This window comes from Modestobacter sp. URMC 112 (assembly GCF_053502575.1).
Window position 1 is genome coordinate 4,257,192 of record NZ_CP199957.1, and the last position, 15,748, is coordinate 4,272,939.

At 75.4% G+C, this 15,748-nt stretch carries 17 protein-coding genes and 1 tRNA gene; 7 read left to right on the plus strand and 11 right to left on the minus strand.

Annotated features, from left to right (window positions below; translation table 11 throughout):
• Positions 1–5: 5 nt before the first annotated feature.
• Complete coding sequence (locus ACWIX6_RS20280; protein ID WP_448614241.1) at positions 6–596, plus strand: peroxiredoxin; 591 nt, start codon at positions 6–8, stop codon at positions 594–596.
• 16 nt (positions 597–612) lie between these two features.
• Here the strand turns inward: ACWIX6_RS20280 and ACWIX6_RS20285 are convergent, their stop codons facing one another.
• From ACWIX6_RS20285 to ACWIX6_RS20300, 4 genes are all read right to left on the minus strand, one after another.
• Positions 613–993, minus strand: a complete 381-nt coding sequence (locus tag ACWIX6_RS20285; RefSeq protein ID WP_448614242.1) for a hypothetical protein — start codon at positions 991–993, stop codon at positions 613–615.
• A gap of 70 nt (positions 994–1,063) precedes the next feature.
• Positions 1,064–1,927, minus strand: coding sequence for an NmrA family NAD(P)-binding protein (locus ACWIX6_RS20290; RefSeq protein WP_448614243.1), 864 nt, complete (start codon positions 1,925–1,927; stop codon positions 1,064–1,066).
• 116 nt (positions 1,928–2,043) lie between these two features.
• Positions 2,044–2,340 carry a hypothetical protein gene (locus ACWIX6_RS20295; protein ID WP_448614244.1) on the minus strand — a complete coding sequence of 99 codons (297 nt, stop codon included), beginning with the start codon at positions 2,338–2,340 and terminating at the stop codon, positions 2,044–2,046.
• Between the two features lie 205 nt (positions 2,341–2,545).
• Positions 2,546–2,618 (minus strand) — tRNA-Arg (locus tag ACWIX6_RS20300).
• Between the two features lie 202 nt (positions 2,619–2,820).
• On the opposite strand from ACWIX6_RS20300, the gene ACWIX6_RS20305 reads away from it, so the two are divergent.
• Both ACWIX6_RS20305 and ACWIX6_RS20310 read left to right on the plus strand, forming a co-directional pair.
• Positions 2,821–3,141 carry a GNAT family N-acetyltransferase gene (locus tag ACWIX6_RS20305; RefSeq protein ID WP_448614245.1) on the plus strand — a complete coding sequence of 107 codons (321 nt, stop codon included), beginning with the start codon at positions 2,821–2,823 and terminating at the stop codon, positions 3,139–3,141.
• Positions 3,142–3,188: 47 nt separating this feature from the next.
• Positions 3,189–4,559, plus strand: coding sequence for a cryptochrome/photolyase family protein (locus ACWIX6_RS20310; RefSeq protein WP_448614246.1), 1,371 nt, complete (start codon positions 3,189–3,191; stop codon positions 4,557–4,559).
• 46 nt (positions 4,560–4,605) lie between these two features.
• Here the strand turns inward: ACWIX6_RS20310 and ACWIX6_RS20315 are convergent, their stop codons facing one another.
• The gene (locus tag ACWIX6_RS20315) at positions 4,606–5,436 is read right to left on the minus strand and encodes an SCO6745 family protein (protein WP_448617016.1); all 831 of its coding nucleotides are present in this window, start codon (positions 5,434–5,436) and stop codon (positions 4,606–4,608) included.
• 74 nt (positions 5,437–5,510) lie between these two features.
• Here ACWIX6_RS20315 and ACWIX6_RS20320 point away from each other — a divergent pair, with 74 nt between their 5' ends.
• On the plus strand, positions 5,511–6,320 hold the full coding sequence (locus tag ACWIX6_RS20320; RefSeq protein ID WP_448614247.1) for an Fpg/Nei family DNA glycosylase: 810 nt from the start codon (positions 5,511–5,513) through the stop codon (positions 6,318–6,320).
• A 23-nt stretch (positions 6,321–6,343) separates the two neighbouring features.
• Here the strand turns inward: ACWIX6_RS20320 and ACWIX6_RS20325 are convergent, their stop codons facing one another.
• The gene (locus ACWIX6_RS20325) at positions 6,344–6,985 is read right to left on the minus strand and encodes a superoxide dismutase family protein (RefSeq protein ID WP_448614248.1); all 642 of its coding nucleotides are present in this window, start codon (positions 6,983–6,985) and stop codon (positions 6,344–6,346) included.
• Positions 6,986–7,215: 230 nt separating this feature from the next.
• On the opposite strand from ACWIX6_RS20325, the gene ACWIX6_RS20330 reads away from it, so the two are divergent.
• Together ACWIX6_RS20330 and ACWIX6_RS20335 are read left to right on the plus strand one after the other, a co-directional pair.
• Entirely contained in the window at positions 7,216–8,598 is a 1,383-nt protein-coding gene (locus ACWIX6_RS20330) for an FAD-dependent oxidoreductase (RefSeq protein WP_448614249.1), read from the plus strand.
• Between the two features lie 53 nt (positions 8,599–8,651).
• Positions 8,652–9,584, plus strand: a complete 933-nt coding sequence (locus tag ACWIX6_RS20335) for an SMP-30/gluconolactonase/LRE family protein (protein WP_448614250.1) — start codon at positions 8,652–8,654, stop codon at positions 9,582–9,584.
• A gap of 70 nt (positions 9,585–9,654) precedes the next feature.
• Here ACWIX6_RS20335 and ACWIX6_RS20340 read toward each other — a convergent pair whose 3' ends face one another.
• Genes ACWIX6_RS20340 through ACWIX6_RS20350 form a run of 3 tightly spaced genes read right to left on the minus strand, consistent with a single transcriptional unit; the run spans position 9,655 to position 12,824 of the window.
• A complete protein-coding gene (locus ACWIX6_RS20340) occupies positions 9,655–10,635 on the minus strand; it encodes a TIGR03557 family F420-dependent LLM class oxidoreductase (protein WP_448614251.1) in 981 nt (326 codons plus the stop codon).
• Positions 10,636–10,665: 30 nt separating this feature from the next.
• Entirely contained in the window at positions 10,666–11,916 is a 1,251-nt protein-coding gene (locus ACWIX6_RS20345) for an ABC transporter permease (protein ID WP_448614252.1), read from the minus strand.
• Positions 11,913–12,824, minus strand: coding sequence for an ABC transporter ATP-binding protein (locus ACWIX6_RS20350; RefSeq protein WP_448614253.1), 912 nt, complete (start codon positions 12,822–12,824; stop codon positions 11,913–11,915). Before ACWIX6_RS20350 ends, ACWIX6_RS20345 begins: the two co-directional genes overlap by 4 nt.
• Before the next feature lie 131 nt (positions 12,825–12,955).
• Here ACWIX6_RS20350 and ACWIX6_RS20355 point away from each other — a divergent pair, with 131 nt between their 5' ends.
• Entirely contained in the window at positions 12,956–13,648 is a 693-nt protein-coding gene (locus ACWIX6_RS20355; protein WP_448614254.1) for a UdgX family uracil-DNA binding protein, read from the plus strand.
• 67 nt (positions 13,649–13,715) lie between these two features.
• Here ACWIX6_RS20355 and ACWIX6_RS20360 read toward each other — a convergent pair whose 3' ends face one another.
• Together ACWIX6_RS20360 and ACWIX6_RS20365 are read right to left on the minus strand one after the other, a co-directional pair.
• Complete coding sequence (locus tag ACWIX6_RS20360; protein WP_448614255.1) at positions 13,716–14,900, minus strand: glucose-1-phosphate adenylyltransferase family protein; 1,185 nt, start codon at positions 14,898–14,900, stop codon at positions 13,716–13,718.
• A 43-nt stretch (positions 14,901–14,943) separates the two neighbouring features.
• Positions 14,944–15,726, minus strand: a complete 783-nt coding sequence (locus ACWIX6_RS20365) for a glycoside hydrolase family 16 protein (protein WP_448614256.1) — start codon at positions 15,724–15,726, stop codon at positions 14,944–14,946.
• Positions 15,727–15,748 lie beyond the last annotated feature (22 nt).

The following is a 15,748-nucleotide window of genomic DNA, read 5'->3' on the forward strand; positions in this document are numbered from 1 at the left end:
CCGCCATGCCGGACACCCCTGCCGATCCCACCGCCCTGCCCGACGGCCTCCCGGCCCCGGTGGACGACGGCGCCGCGGACCACCTGCCCGGCCGGCTGCTGCCGGCCCTCCCGCTGCCCTCCACCGGCGGTGGCACGGTCGACCTGCTGGAGCGCAGCCAGGGCCGGCGGCTCGTCGTCTTCGGCTACCCGCGGACCGGGCAGCCGGGCGTGGCGATGCCGGCCGGCTGGGACGAGATCCCCGGTGCCCGTGGCTGCACCCCGCAGGCGTGCTCCTTCCGCGACCTGTCGGCCGAGTTCTCCGCCCGCGGGGTGGAGCTGTTCGGCCTGTCGACGCAGGAGCCCGCGTACCAGCAGGAGGCGGCCGGCCGCCTGCACCTGCCCTACCCGCTGCTCAGCGACGCGGACCTGTCCCTGACCACCGCGCTCGGCCTGCCGACGCTCACCGTGGACGGCGCCGTCCTGCTGCGCCGGCTGACGATGATCGTGCGGGACGGCCGGATCGAGCGGGTCCTCTACCCGGTGTTCCCGCCCGACCGCTCCGCGGCGGACACCCTGGCCGCGCTGGACGAGCTGGAGCCCGCCGTCCGGAGGTGACCGGGCGACGGCCGGCTCACTGCGGGGACTCCTCGGCGTTGAGGTAGGAGCAGCGGAACCGGGCGTTCGCCATGGCCTCGGTGAAGCGGGCCTCCCACAGCGGGTCCTGGGCCGGGAAGGTCTGGAAGACCCGCTCCTCGAGCACCTCCGGGCGGCCGTCCGGCCCGGTGCAGCTGCGGCGCAGCAGCACCCGGGTGACGCCGTCCACCTCGTCGTGCGCCGGTGCCCACCGGGCCGCGGCGATGGCCCGCTCCCGGCGGGCGGCCTGCCGCAGCGGCGACCGCGGGCCGGCCGCGACGGTGCCCGCGCCGGGTGAGTCGAGCAGCACCAGCCAGGCCCACCGCCCGAGGACGGCGAGGATCGCGATCAGGACCAGTGCGGCGAGGACGCCCCCCATGGGTCAACGGTAGATCGCCGTCCGGCCGTCCGGCGGGCTCGCCGTCCCGGGCCCTGGCGGGGGCGTCCGGTCAGCCGGGCAGTCCGGCCACGGCGGCGGCCACCGCGTCGGCCAGCGGCGTGGGGGCCCGGCCGATCAGCTTCTCCAGGTCGCTGCCCTCGACGAGCAGCTCGCCCTCGGCGATGCCGCGGTCGGCGTCGGCGTAGGTGGCGGCGAGCGGCTCGGGCAGCCCGGCGCCGACGAGGACCTGCTGGAACTGCTCGACCGGCAGGTCGGTGTAGCCGACCGTGCGCCCGGTGGCGGCAGTGACCGTCCGGGCCAGCTCCTCCATGCTGAACGGCTCGCCGCCGAGCTCGTAAACCGCGCCGGCATGCCCGTCGGAGGCCAGGACGGCGGCGGCGGCCTGCGCGTAGTCGGCGCGGGTGGCGGCGCTGACCCGGCCGGCGCCGGCCGCGCCGGCGATGCCGTGCTCCAGGTACACGGGCAGCTGACCGGTGTAGTTCTCCAGGTACCAGCTGTTGCGCAGCAGCACGGTGGGCAGGCCGGCCTCGGCCAGCAGCTGCTCGGTGGCGCGGTGCTCGGCGGCCAGCCGCAGCGTAGAGGTGTCCGCGCGGGTGATGCTGGTGTAGGCGAGCAGCCGGACGCCGGCGTCCCGGGCCGCGGCGATGACGTTGCCGTGCTGCTCGACCCGCCGGCCGACCTCGCTGCCGGAGACCAGCAGCACCTTATCCGCCCCGGCGAACGCCTCACGGAGCGAGGCCGGGTCGGCGAAGTCGGCCCGGCGGACGACGACGCCGCGTGCGGCCAGGTCGTCGAGGACCTCGGTCCGGCGGCCGGTGGCGACGATCTCGCCGGCGGGCACGCCGCGCTCCAGCAGGGCCTCGACGACCAGCCGGCCGAGCTGGCCGGTGGCGCCGGTGACGACGATCGACATGGGGGGTGTGCTCCTCTGCGGACGGCGCGGGCGGTGGTCGCCCGCGACTCACCCCTCCCAATCCGGCTCCGCCGCCAGGGCTTCCCGCGGGAGAGCGGCGCCACAGTGCGGCCCGGTCAGGGACGGGGGTTCGTCCGGGTCCAGCCGCGCTCGTCACGGCGGGCGCCCTGGCCCGCGGCGCACCGGCGGCAGACGATCTGCACGCCCTCGGCGTGCCGGCCCGACTCCGGTTGGACGTCCGCCCAGCTGACGTGCGGGAAGCGGGCCAGCCGGGACCGGCTCAGCGACAGCCCGCAGACCGTCTCGTTGCGGCCGCGTTCCCAGGCGTGCACCTCACCGGCGGGGTAGCGGATGCCGTCGTCGGGGTCGGTCCACTGGTCCGCGGACGCGACCGCCGCGTTACGTGCTCCCATACGGCACGCCGTACCCGCCTGCCGCGGCGCGACCCGCGGCCACTGGACGGCCGACGTCGTCCGCGACGGCATCGGGGCATGGCCGTGATGGTGCCGCGCGGAACAACGAGACCAGCAGGAAGGCGGGACCGGCGAGTCTCCGAGCAGAGCGGGGAGCGGTGGGCTCGACTCCTCGAGGTCGGCTGCGGCCGACCTCGACGTCAGGTGCCCCCGGCAGGATTCGAACCTGCGACACACGGTTTAGGAAACCGATGCTCTATCCCCTGAGCTACGGGGGCTCGTCGGCGGCGGGGCCGACCCGGGGCGTGCGGCACCGAGGCTAGCGGGGCGTCCCGGCGGGGTCCGACCCGCCCGATCGGGGAACACCCGATGGGTGCAACGCGTCGGAAGGAGGAAGTGGTGGAACGGCGCAACCGTTACCTTGTCCGGACACGCGAGCCCCGGCAACGGCGCCGGGACGGTGGAGGTGGACTGAGCACGATGGAGATCAAGGTGGTGGACGTCCCCGAACGGGGACGCTTCGAGATCAGGGCCGACGACCGGGTCGTCGGCCTGGCCAGCTACCACGTCGACGGCGACGTGATGACCCTGCCGCACACCGAGGTCGACCCGTCGATGAGCGGGCGCGGCCTCGGCACCACGATGGTCCGCGAGGTCCTCGCTGCCGCCCGCTCCCGGCGGCTGCACGTGCTGCCCTACTGCTCCTTCGTCCGCAAGTACCTGGCCGAGCACCCCGAGGACATCGACCTGGTGGCCCCCGAGGACCGCCCGACCTTCGGCCTGGCCGCCCCCGTCCGCTGATCCCGCTCTGCGCTGCGGCGGGCCGCCGGACTTCCTAGGCTCGGCCGGTGCCGACCACGCTGCTCTGGTTCCGTCGCGATCTGCGCCTGGGTGACCACCCCGCGCTGCTCGCCGCCCTGGAGGCGGCCGGCGACGGCGGCTCGGTGCTGCCGGTGTTCGTCTTCGACGACCGGCTGTGGGGTCCCTCCGGCGGGCCCCGCCGGCAGTTCCTGCTGGACTGCCTGGACGACCTGCGGACCGCGACCGACGGCGCGCTGGTGACCCGCCGCGGCGACCCGGCCGACGTCCTCCCCCGGCTGGCCGCCGAGCTGGACGCGACCGGCGTGCACGTCAGCGCCGACGCCGGCCCCTACGGCCGCCGCCGGGACACCGCCGTCGAGCAGGCCCTCGGCGACGTCCCGCTGGTCCGCACCGGCTCCCCGTACCTGGTCGCGCCCGGGCGGGTGACCAAGCGCGACGGCACCCCCTTCCAGGTGTTCAGCCCGTTCGCCCGCGCCTGGCGCGAGCACGGCTGGCGCGGACCGGCGCCGCGCCCGGACCCCGTCCCGTGGCTGACCGGCGTCCCCGCCGGCGAGCTGCCTCCCGCCCCCGACCTGGACGGCGTCTCGCTCCCGCCGGCCGGCGAGGCCGCCGCGCTGTCCGCCTGGCAGCACTTCCGGGACGAGCGGCTGCTCGGCTACGCCGAGGGGCGCAACACCCCGGGCACCGACGGCACCAGCCGGCTCTCGGCCTACCTCAAGTACGGCTGCATCCACCCGCGCACGCTGCTGGCCGACCTGGCGGCGCACGACGACGGCGGCGAGGCGGTCAAGCGCTACACCGACGAGCTCGCCTGGCGGGACTTCTACGCCGACGTGCTGTGGCACCGCCCCGACTCCGCGCGCGAGCACCTCAACCCGGAGCTGGGCGGCATCCAGGTCGACCGGGGCCGGGACGCCGAGGAGCACCTGGCCGCCTGGGGCGCCGGGCGGACCGGCTACCCGATCGTCGACGCCGGGATGCGGCAGCTGCACGCGGAGGCCTACGTGCACAACCGGGTCCGGATGATCGTCGCGTCGTTCCTCGTCAAGGACCTGCACCTGGACTGGCGGCAGGGCGCCCGGTACTTCATGCAGCACCTCGTCGACGGGGATCTGGCCAGCAACAACCACGGCTGGCAGTGGGTCGCCGGCACCGGGACCGACGCCTCGCCGTACTACCGGGTGTTCAACCCGGTCACCCAGGGCAAGAAGTTCGACCCGGACGGCGCCTACGTGAAGCGCTGGGTCCCGGAGCTGCGCGACCTGGACCCCAAGTACGTGCACGAGCCGTGGACGTCGCCCGACGGCATCCCCGAGGGGTACCCGGAGCCGATCGTCGACCACGCCCACGAGCGCCAGGTCGCCCTGGACCGGTACGCCGCCGCCCGCGAGAACTAGCGTCGCCGCCGTCCATCCGCGCTTTCGGTACCGAAAGCACCCCTGACTAACCGCGGGTGCGGATCCAGTCCGGCAGCAGGCCGGCGGCGAACACCTGCTCGCGCAGCGGGGCCAGCAGCTCGATCAGCTGCGAGCAGCCGTCCTCGCCCAGGTGTGCCCAGCCGGGCAGGGCGAGGACGTCGGTCGCCGTCTCCACCTGCTGCCGCAGCTCCGCACCGGCCGCGGTCAGTCCGTCGTCGTCCACCAGGCCGCGGGCGCGGCAGCGCTCCACACCGGCGGACCACTCCTCGTCGGTCCACCCCCGGGTGGTGCGCACGAAGTCCACGCTCCCGGACGCCAGCCCGCCGGTGACCAGCGCCTCGACCGGGTCCAGGCCGGCGGACATCAGCGCGGTGACGTGCCCGCCGCCGCGGTGCTCCCGCAGCAGCAGCCCGGCGTGCCACAGCTGCAGCAGCGGGTCCTCGGGCTCGGGGACGGCGCTCCACGCGGCGTAGACGGGCCGACCGGCGGCGGTCAGGCCGGCGCACGCCTGCCGGGCCAGGGACACCGCCTCGGCGACGTCGGGCTCGCCCAGCACGCGGTGCAGCGCGGCCGCCACGCCCTCCCGCCGGGCCGCCGCCCACTCCGCCGGCGGCGCGGCCTCCCACACCGCCGGGACGGCGCGGGACACCAGCGCCGGGGAGAACACGTAGAACGTCGCCACGACGACCGCCGGGTCCACCGGGCCGAACGGCGCGGCGCGGGCGGCGAAGTACCCGGCCCGGGTCGCGGCGACGCCGAAGCGGTCGTAGGCCTGCTGCACCTCGGGGGCGAAGAAGCCGACCACGTGCAGCGTCTCCAGCGAGCCCCAGGCGGCGCGGGCCAGCTGCGGTGTCATCCCGGGCACGGGGCCCATCGTGGCGGACCCGCGCATCGCGGGAGAAGCTGGGGTCATGACCGAGCGAGCCGCCCGTGCCTGAGGGCCACACGCTGTTCCGCCTCGCCCGCGAGCAGCACGCCGCGTTCGCCGGCCGCGAGGTGCACGTGACCAGTCCGCAGGGGCGGTTCGCCGGCGAGGCCGAGCTGATCGACGGCCGGGTGCTGGACGAGGTCACCTCCTACGGCAAGCACCTGTTCGCCAGCTTCGGGCCCGACGTCGTCCACGTGCACCTGGGCCTGTACGGCAGCTACACCTCCGGGACGGGCCTGCCGCCGGCCCCCCGGGGCGCGCTGCGGATGCGCTGGGAGGGCCCCGGCGAGGACGGCCAGGGGGTGTGGACCGACCTGCGCGGCGCCACCGCCTGCGAGCTGGTCAACGAGGGCGAGGTGAAGCTCATCCTCGACCGGCTCGGCCCGGACCCGCTGCGGAAGCGGTCGGACCCGGCCCGGGCGTACGCCCGCATCTCCCGCAGCCGGACGGCGATCGGCGCACTGTTGATGGACCAGGCCGTGCTGGCCGGGGTCGGCAACGTCTACCGGGCCGAGCTGCTGTACCGGCACCGGATGTCACCGTTCCGGCCCGGCCGCGAGGTCGACGCGGACAGCTGGACGGCGATGTGGGCGGACCTGGTCACGCTGATGCGGGCCGGGGTCCGCGCCGGGCGGATCGTCACCACCCGCCCCGAGGACCGCGAGCGGCGGCGGGGCGCGGCCAGCCGGACCGACGCCCACTACGTCTACCGGCGCACCGGGCTGCCCTGCCGGATCTGCGGCACCGAGGTCCGCACCGAGGTCATGGTCGGCCGCAACCTCTTCTGGTGCCCCACCTGCCAGGCGGTGTGAGCCTCCGGGTGGCCCGCCGGGCGTCAGCCCTCGACCACGCCGCAGGCGATGCGACCGCCGGCGTCGCCGGTGTTCCGGGTCATCTCGTCCGGCCCCGCGGGTGCGTACCGCTCCGGGACGTTCGCGTAGTTGTCCGGGCCCGCGTGCACCATGACGGCGCTGCCGTCGTCGTCGGTGAGGTCGGCCAGTGTGAACGCGTCGGTGACGGCCGTGAGGTCGCCGGCACCCGACTGGCCGACGTACAGGACGGGCAGGTCACCGGCGTGCCGGCCGTGGTCGGCCTCCGCAGCTCCGAGGTGTCCGCCGGCGGACAGGAAGTCACCGGTCATCGACGGGTCGGCCGGGCTGACGCTGTCGGGCTCGCAGACCCCGACGGCGTGGACGTGGAACCCGTGGAAGCCCGGCGGCAGTCCGGTCGCCTCGACGGACACCTTGGTCCCCTCCTCGTCCTCGGACAGGGTCACCGTCCCGACCTCGGCGCCGTCGGCGTCGACCAGACGCGCGGTCAGCTCCTCCCCGTCCTCCGCGTCCTCGGCGGCCGAACCGGCAGCGGCCGACGCCTCGGTGGCCGGCTCGTCAGACGCCTCGTCCGCGCCTGCACAACCGGCCACGACGAGGGGGACCGCGCACGAGTAGAGGACCGAGATGACAGCCGCTCGTCGCATGGAGGCCTCCTGCCGGTCAGCCGGCGTCACCCTCGCCGCGAGCCTGGCCGACGTCGCGGCATCCGGCACGGGTGACCGGGCGCTCCGGTCGGTAGCGCAGTCCGAAGCCTCTCGCAGCGAGCGCCCGACGGGAACCCGGAGCCCGGCGCGTCGCCCGGCAGGCGGTCCACCCGCACGCCGTGCGCGGCGGGAACTGGTGCAGGGCCGTCCGGCGGGGCCAGGATGCGGGTGTGCCGGACACCGAGCGGGGCGCACGTCCACTGAGGGTCGCCGTCGTCGGTGCCGGCCCGGCGGGCATCTACGCCGCCGAGGCCCTCGCCGGGCAGGACGACGTCCCGGTGGCCGTGGACCTGGTCGACCGGCTGCCCACCCCGTTCGGGCTGGTGCGGCACGGCATCGCCCCGGACCACGCCAAGATGCGCGCGCTGCGCGAGACGCTGCACCACACGCTGGACCACGAGCGGGTGCGCTTCGTCGGCAACGTGGAGATCGGCAAGGACCTCGGCCTGGACGAGCTGCGCCGGCACGTGGACGCCGTCGTCTACACCTACGGCGCGGCCGGGGACCGCCGGCTGGGCATCGACGGCGAGGACCTGCCCGGCAGCCTGGCCGCCACCGACGTCGTCGCCTGGTACTGCGGGCACCCCGACGCCGACCGCACGCTGGTCGAGGACGCCGTCGGCCGGGCCCGGGACGTCGTGGTCATCGGCGTGGGCAACGTGGCCCTGGACGTGGGCCGGGTGCTGGCCCGCTCCCCCGGCGAGCTGCTGTCCACCGACATGCCGCAGCACGTGCTGGACACGCTGGCGGCCGCACCCGTCGAGCGGGTCACCGTGCTGGGCCGCCGCGGCCCGGCCCAGGCGACGTTCACCACCCAGGAGCTGCGCGAGCTGGACCACCTCGCCGACGCGACCGTGCTCGTCGACCCGGCCGACCTGGCGCTGGACCCGGCCGCCGAGGCGGCGATGGACCGGCTGGTCGCCCGCAACCTCGCGGTGCTGCGGAGCTGGACCGAGCACGCCGCCGGACCGGCCCGGGTGGGCCTCCGGCTGCGGTTCCACGCCCGCCCGGTCCGGCTGCTGGGCACCGACCGGGTCACCGGCGTGGAGGTCGAGCGGACGACGGTCGACGCCGAGGGCCGCGCCACCGGCACCGGGGAGCTCGACGTGGTCCCGGCCGACCTGGTGGTCCGCTCGGTCGGCTACCGGGGTCACCCGCTGCCCGGCCTGCCGATCGACGAGCGGTCGGGCACCGTGCCGCACCAGGCCGGCCGGGTGCTGCGAGACGGGCAGCCCAGCCCCGGGGAGTACGCCGCCGGGTGGATCAAGCGCGGCCCGACCGGCGTCGTGGGCACCAACAAGCACGACGCCCGGGAGACGGTCGCCGGCCTGCTGGCCGACGCGGCCGCCGGGACCCTGCGACCCGGCGGGGACGTCGACGACCTGGTGACCACGCTGGTGGCCCGCGGGGTCGAGCCGGTGCTGCTGTCCAACTGGCGGGCCATCGACGCCGCCGAGACCGCGCTGGGCGCCACCCGCGGCCGGGCCCGCACGACGCTGCACGAGCGCGAGGCGCTGCTGGCCGCCGCCCGGGCCGCCGCAGCCGCGGGCTGACCGGGGGCCGGGCTCCCGGTGTGCCGCTGCGGCGGCGCGGGCAGGATGCCAGCGTGATCACGTTGCACGCCGCTCCCGCCGCCCCGTCCCCGGCCCAGCACGGCGAGGGGCCGGTCTGGGACGCGCACCGCCAGGAGCTGCTGTGGGTCGACATCACCGCCGGCCGGCTGCGCCGGGCGGCCGTCTCGCCGGACGGCGACCTGGCCGAGGTGGCTCCGCACGAGGTCGGCGGCACGGTCGGGGTCGCCACCCCGGCCGCGGACGGCGGCTGGCTGCTGGGCGCCGGCCCGGGCTTCACGCACGTGGACGCCGACGGCGCCGTGTCGCAGCTGCTGGCCCTGCCCGGCGAGGGCGGGCCTCCCGACGGGCGGCCCAGCGGCACCCGGATGAACGACGGCGGCTGCGACCGGGCCGGGCGGTTCTTCGCCGGCACGATGGCCTTCGACGAGCGCCCCGGTGCGGGCGCCCTCTACCGGGTGGACCTGGACGGGTCGGTCAGCACGGTGCTGGACGGGCTCACCGTGTCCAACGGCCTGGGCTGGTCACCGGACGACCGCACCGTCTACCTGTCCGACTCCGGCGAGGCCGCCGTGTGGGCGTTCGACTACGACCTGGACTCCGGCACGTTCGGCCGGCGCCGCACGGTCCTGGAGTTCCACGGGGACGACGGGGTCGCCGACGGGCTGACCGTGGACGACGAGGGCTGCCTGTGGACCGCGCTCTGGGGCGGCGGCCAGGTGCGGCGGTACAGCCCGGAGGGCGAGCTGCTGGCCCGGGTCGACGTCCCCGCGTCGCAGACCTCCAGCTGCGCCTTCGCCGGCCCGGGCCGCGACCTGCTGGTGGTGAGCACCTCCCGGGAGGGGCTGGACGAGAGCGCGCTGGACGGCCAGCCGGACGCCGGGCGGCTGTTCACCGTCCGGCCCGGCGTGACCGGCCCACCGGCCTTCCCCTACCGCGGCCCCCTCACCGGGCTCCAGCTCGCCTGACCCCACGGTGCTCGATCCCGAAAGAGCACCTCCGGGGGTGCTTTCGGTACCGAAAGCACGCCCGAGGCCGTCATGAGCCGAAGGCCTCGCGCCAGGCGGGCAGGAGCGACGACCGCACCCACTCCAGGTAGGGCTGCTGCTGGTCGCCGCCGATCTGCACCAGCGCCAACTGGGTGAACCCGGCCTCGGCGTAGGCGGTGGCCGCCTCGATGACCGCCTCGACGTCGTCCCCGCAGGGGATGGACTCCGCGACGTCCTCCTCGCGCACGAACTGGCCGGCCGCGTCGAACGCCGCCGTCCCGGGCAGGTCGGCGTTGACCTTCCAGCCGAACCCGGACCAGCGGAAGAGCGAGTGCGCGCGGGTGACCGCGGCGGCCCGGTCGGTGTCGTAGCAGATCGGCATCTGCCCGACCCGCGGCTTGCCCGCTCCGCCGGCGGCCTGGAAGGTCTCGGTCAGCTCGGGGCGCGGCTCGGTGGCGATCAGCACGTCGGCGTGCTCGGCGGCCAGCTGCACCGACTTCTCCCCCGACACGGCGATCCCGATCGGCACCCCGCCCTCGGGCAGGTCCCAGATCTTCCCGCCGTCCACGGCGAAGTACTCACCGTGGTAGGTCGTGTAGCCCTCCCCCGCGAGCAGCTCCTTGATGATCTCCACCGCCTCGGCGAACATCTCTTGCCGGACGGCGACCGGCGGCCAGCCCTCCCCGATCACGTGCTCGTTGAGGTTCTCCCCCGACCCGAGGCCGAGGGTAAACCGGCCGTCGGAGAGCAGCTGCAGCGTCGCCGCCTGCTGGGCGACCACGGCCGGGCGGTACCGCATGGTCGGGCAGGTCACGTAGGTCATCAGCGGCAGCCGGGAGGTCGCCTGCGCGACCGCGCCCAGGGTCACCCAGGCGTTGGGGGCGTGACCCATCTCGTCCAGCCACGGGAAGTAGTGGTCGCTGCAGACGGCGAAGTCGAAGCCGGCCGCCTCGGCGCCGACGGCGTGGGAGACGAGGTCCTTGGGCCCGGCCTGCTCGGTCATCAGGGTGTAGCCCAGCTGCAAGGTCATGCGCTGCGGCTACCCCGCCGCCGTCCGCCTTCATGCGCGCTCGGCCCGCAGCGCCTCCCGCAGCTTGACCTTGCCGCCGGTCCGCAGCAGCGCCCCGGCGTACACCCGGCCGCCGATCCGCACGATGGCCGCGATCGCCAGCACCATCAGGACGACGGCCAGCGCGACCTCCCACCAGACGGCGTCCCCGGCCGCCTGCCGCACCGGCATCACCATCGGCGAGAGCCCGGGCAGGTAGGAGGTGACCGTCGCCATCGTGCTGCCCGGGTCCTGGCCGGCCTGGATGGCGATGACGAAGCCGACGATCAGCAGGATCGAGGCCGGCGTGATCACGCTGGCCAGGTCCTCCTGCCGGCTCACCAGCGACGCCGCCGCCGCGAACACCGAGGCGTAGAACGCGTAGCCGAGCAGGAACCAGGCGACGACGGTGACCACGGTGCCGATCAGCTGACCGGGCAGCGCGACGACGTCGAAGGCGAGCGCACCGACCACCCCGATGACGGCGATCACCACGAGCTGCCCCAGGCCGAGCAGCCCCAACCCGATGATCTTGCCCGCCAGCAGCTGCCACGGGCGCATGGTGGCCAACAGCAGCTCGACCACCCGGCTGGACTTCTCCTCGACCACACCCTGGGCCACGAACTGGCCGAAGAGGATCAGCAGGCCGTAGAGCAGGACCACGCCCACCAGCGCCACGACCGTCGCCTCGGTGCGGTCCTCCCCGCCGCCCTCCGCGTCGTCCTCCAGCGCGACCACGTCCACCGTGGGCGGGGGCTGCAGCTGCACGCCGGCCGCGGCCAGCTGGTCGCCCACCGAGACGGCCTGCACCGCCGACTGGACCAGTCCCTCGACCTGCGCGTCCCCGCTGAGCACGAGCAGCTCGGGCTGCACGCCGGACGGGCTGAGCAACGCGGCGTCGACGTCCTCGGCCTCCACGGCGGCGCGGGCGCCCGCCTCGTCGTCGAACGGGACGACCTCGACGTCGGTGCCGAAGGCCCCGCCCTGCGCGAGCAGTGCCTGCTCGACCGTGGCGTCCCCGCCCACGACGCCGACCCGGGTCGAGGACTCCCCGCTGTTGACGACGACCTGGAAGACCAGCATGCCGAGGATCAGCAGGATCATCACGGCCGAGCCGATCAGGAAGCCCTTGTCCCGGATCCGGGTGACGATCTCCCGCTCGGCGACCAGGCGCACCTGAGCCGCGGAGCTGTTCGGGCGGGTCGGGGCGGGCGCCGGCGGAGCGGCCTCGGCGACCGGCGACCCGGTGTGCAGCGCGCTCACGCCGCCACCTCCGCCGGGGTCGCGGTGACCGCGCCACGGAACAGCTCGACCAGCGTGGGTTCCCGCCAGGCGAAGTGGGTGACCGGGCCGGTGGCCAGGGCGGCGGCGAGGACCTGCTGGTCGTCCTGCCCCGGGGCGAGCTCCAGCACGGTGTCGCCACGCTGCTCGGAGACCACCCGGACCCCCGGGAGCCCCGCCGCCCAGCCCGGCCGCGCCTGCGGCGCGACCACCCGCAGCTGCCGGCCACGGCCGGCCGCCTTGAGCTCGGCGACGCTGCCGCTGGCCACGATCCGGCCGCGGGCGAGGATGCCCACGGCGTCGCACAGCCGCTCGACCAGGTCGAGCTGGTGGCTGGAGAAGACCACCGGCACCCCGCGGCGGCACTGCTCGAGCAGGGCCTCGGCCAGGGAGTCCACGCCCACCGGGTCCAGTCCGGAGAACGGCTCGTCCAGGATCAGCACGTCCGGCCGGCTGACCAGCGCGGCGGCCAGCTGCACCCGCTGCTGGTTGCCCAGCGACAGCTTCTCGACCCGCTCACCGCGGCGCTCGCCCAGGCCGAGCCGGTCGGCCCACTCGGCGGCCGCCCGCGCGGCGGGGCGGCCGGCCATGCCGTGCAGCCGGGCGAAGTAGGCCAGCTGCTCCCCGACCCGCATCTTCGGGTAGAGGCCGCGCTCCTCGGGCATGTACCCGATCCGCCGGCGGACCTCCTCGTCGACCGGGGCGCCGTTCCAGCGCACCTGGCCGGCGTCGGCGCGGACCAGCCCCATGGCGATCCGCATCGTGGTGGTCTTGCCCGCGCCGTTGGAGCCGCAGAACCCGAACATCTGCCCCGGGGCCACGGCGAAGCCGACCCCCTGGAGCACGTGGTTGTCGCCGTAGGCCTTGTGCAGCCCGTCGAACTCGAGCACTGCTCCTCCGAGACGCCGTGGTTCCACTTTCCGTCCCGGAAAGACTGGCCCATCGGTTTCCAACCCGTCAAGTGACAGGCCGGGGGGCGCCTCATCCTGCGGCCGGGCCGGCCATCGGGTGTCATCGGTACGTGACCACCGAGAACCACCCCGCCCAGGTCCCCGACGGCGTCGGCCTGGCCGGGTTGCGCGAGGCCGCCGCCGGCTGCCGGGCCTGCGAGCTGTGGGAGCCGGCCACCCAGACCGTGTTCGGCGAGGGCCCGGAGACCGCCCGGATCGTCTTCGTCGGGGAGCAGCCCGGCGACCAGGAGGACCGCGCCGGGGAGCCGTTCGTCGGCCCGGCCGGGAAGCTGCTGGACCGGGCGCTGGGCGACGCGCACATCGACCGGCGGGACGCCTACGTCACCAACGCGGTCAAGCACTTCCGCTTCACCCCGACGCCGAAGCGGCGGATCCACCAGTCCCCCGGCGCCGAGCACCTGGCCGCCTGCCGCCCCTGGCTGGAGGCGGAGTTCGCCGTCCTGGCGCCGGAGATCGTGGTCTGCCTGGGCGCGGTGGCCGCCAAGGCACTCATCTCACCGAAGTTCCGGATCACCCGGGAGCGCGGGCAGCTGCTGCCGTGGACCCCGCCGGGCGTCCCGGCCGCCGAGGCGGCCGAGGCCGACGCCGACGGCCCCGAGCCGGAGGAGGAGGTGCCGGCGCAGACCTGGATCCTGGCCACCACGCACCCCTCCGCCGTGCTGCGGACGCCGGACGAGGAGCGTGCCGCGGCCTACGACGCGCTCGTCGCCGACCTGAAGGTGGTCGCCCGCGCCCTGGCCTGACGCCGCCGTGCGCCGAGTGCGGCCTCGCCGCCGCTGGAACAACGCTCGGCGCACGACGGCGGCCGGGTCAGCTCCGCTCGGGTTCCGGCAGCCGGGCGCCGGCCGCCAGCTCGGCGCCGTCCTCGACCCGCGCCTCGCGGCCGACGAGCGTGATGTCGCCGTCCCCGCCGACCGTCGCCCGCTCCCCCACCTCGACGTTGTCGTCCAGCACGGCCCGGGTGACCGTGGCTCCCGCCCGCACGTGCACCCCCGGCAGCAGCACCGAGTCGAGGACCGTGGCGCCGGCCTCCACGATCACGCCCGGCGAAAGCACCGACCCCCGGACGTTCCCCGAGACCCGCGTCCCGCCGGACAGCAGGCTGTTCTCGATCTGCCCGTCGTCCAGCACGCGGGCGGCGCTGTGCCGGCCGCCGCGGGTGTGGATCGGCCAGGACCGCTCGTCCAGGTCGATCGGCGGCTCCGCGGACAGGTAGTCGCGGTGCGCCGCCCAGTAGGACTCGACGGTGCCGACATCGCGCCAGTAGCCGTCCAGCGGGTAGGCCCGGGCGAGCCCGTCCTTCGTCTGCGCCGGCAGCAGGTGGGTGCCGAGGTCCTCCAGGCCGTCCTCGCCCACCTCGTCGTTCAGCGCCTCGAGTCGGTCGAGCGTCTCGGTCGGGGAGAAGACGAACACCTCGTTCGTGGCGGTCGTCGTCGCCGGCTCGTCCGGCTTGTAGGCGTAGTCGGCGACCTTCCCGCCCTCTCCGAGCTGGACGATGCCGTAGCGCGCGGCGTCGTCCGCCTCGACCTCGGTGGTCACCATGGTGACCTCCGCACCCGACCCGAGGTGCGCCTCGACGACGTCGCGGTAGTCGAGCTTGTAGACCGCGTCGGAGCTGACCACGACGAGCGCGTCGGGGGCGAACTGCCGGACGAGCTCGGTCTGCCGCCAGAGCCCGTCGGCGGTTCCCTCGGTGAAGCCGCCGCGGTCGCTGCCGGACTGGAACGGCGGCAGCATCATCAGGCCGCCGGTGGTGCGGTCGAGGTCCCACGGCCGGCCGTTGGCCAGGTGCTCGGACACCGACTGGGGCTGGTACTGGACCGACACCCACACGTCGGCGATCGACGAGTGCTCGCAGTTGGACAGCGGGAAGTCGATGAGCCGGTAGACCCCGGCGAACGGGACGGCGGGCTTGGCCCGCGTCTCCGTCAGCAGCTCCAGCCGGCTGCCCTTCCCACCGGCGAGCACGAGCACGAGGATCTTGGGGAGCGCCATGTCGTCCCCCTACCCGGCCCTCGGACCGCCACGCCCGGGGCGGTCAGTGCAGGCGGCCGCTGATCCGGTCGACGACGAGCTCGGGCACGAGCTCCGCGTCGTCCCCGGTCGAGCGGTCGGGGAAGTCGAAGACGGCGATCATCATCTGCACCGGGTACCAGGGCGGCGCGGGCGTGCTCCGCACCCGCTCGCCGTCCACCAGGAAGTCGGCGCGCTCGGCCGTCCAGTCCACGGCGTAGGTGTGGAAGTCGGCGACGTCCAGGGGCAGCCGCACGGCGGCGAAGTCGTCGGCGACCTGCGGGTCGCGGATCGGGTGCAGCCCCATCCCGACCGCGGCGGACTCCCCGGGCACCACGGCGTCACCGAACACCTCGAACACGCAGATCTCGGCCGAGCGCTCGGGCCGGTCCTCCAGGCCCACCATCCACCAGGCCACCATCGACCGGGGCGACACCACGGCGCGGGCGCGCATCCCGAGGAACCCGCCGACCGGCGTCCACCCCCGGTGCGGCGGCTGCTCCTCGCGGACGACGAGCCCGTCGCGGTAGCGCTGCTGCCCGATGGTGCTGCCGACCGGCCCGGAGCCGTTGCCGGACTGGACGGCGGAGACACGCATCGCCGGCTCGTGGTCGCCGGCGCACCACAGCCCCTGGGCAGGCGGGATCGACAGGTGCAGGCAGGAGTCGCGCACCGCGTAGGTGGCCGCGCTGTCCGCCCGGGAGCTCCAGGCCGGCAGGTAGTGCGGCACCCAGACGGCCGGGTCCAGCCCGGGGCCGTCGAAGTCGTCGCAGAACTCCGTCCGCAGGTCGTCGGTGGGCTCGGGCACGACGGCAGGCTAGGACCCCCAA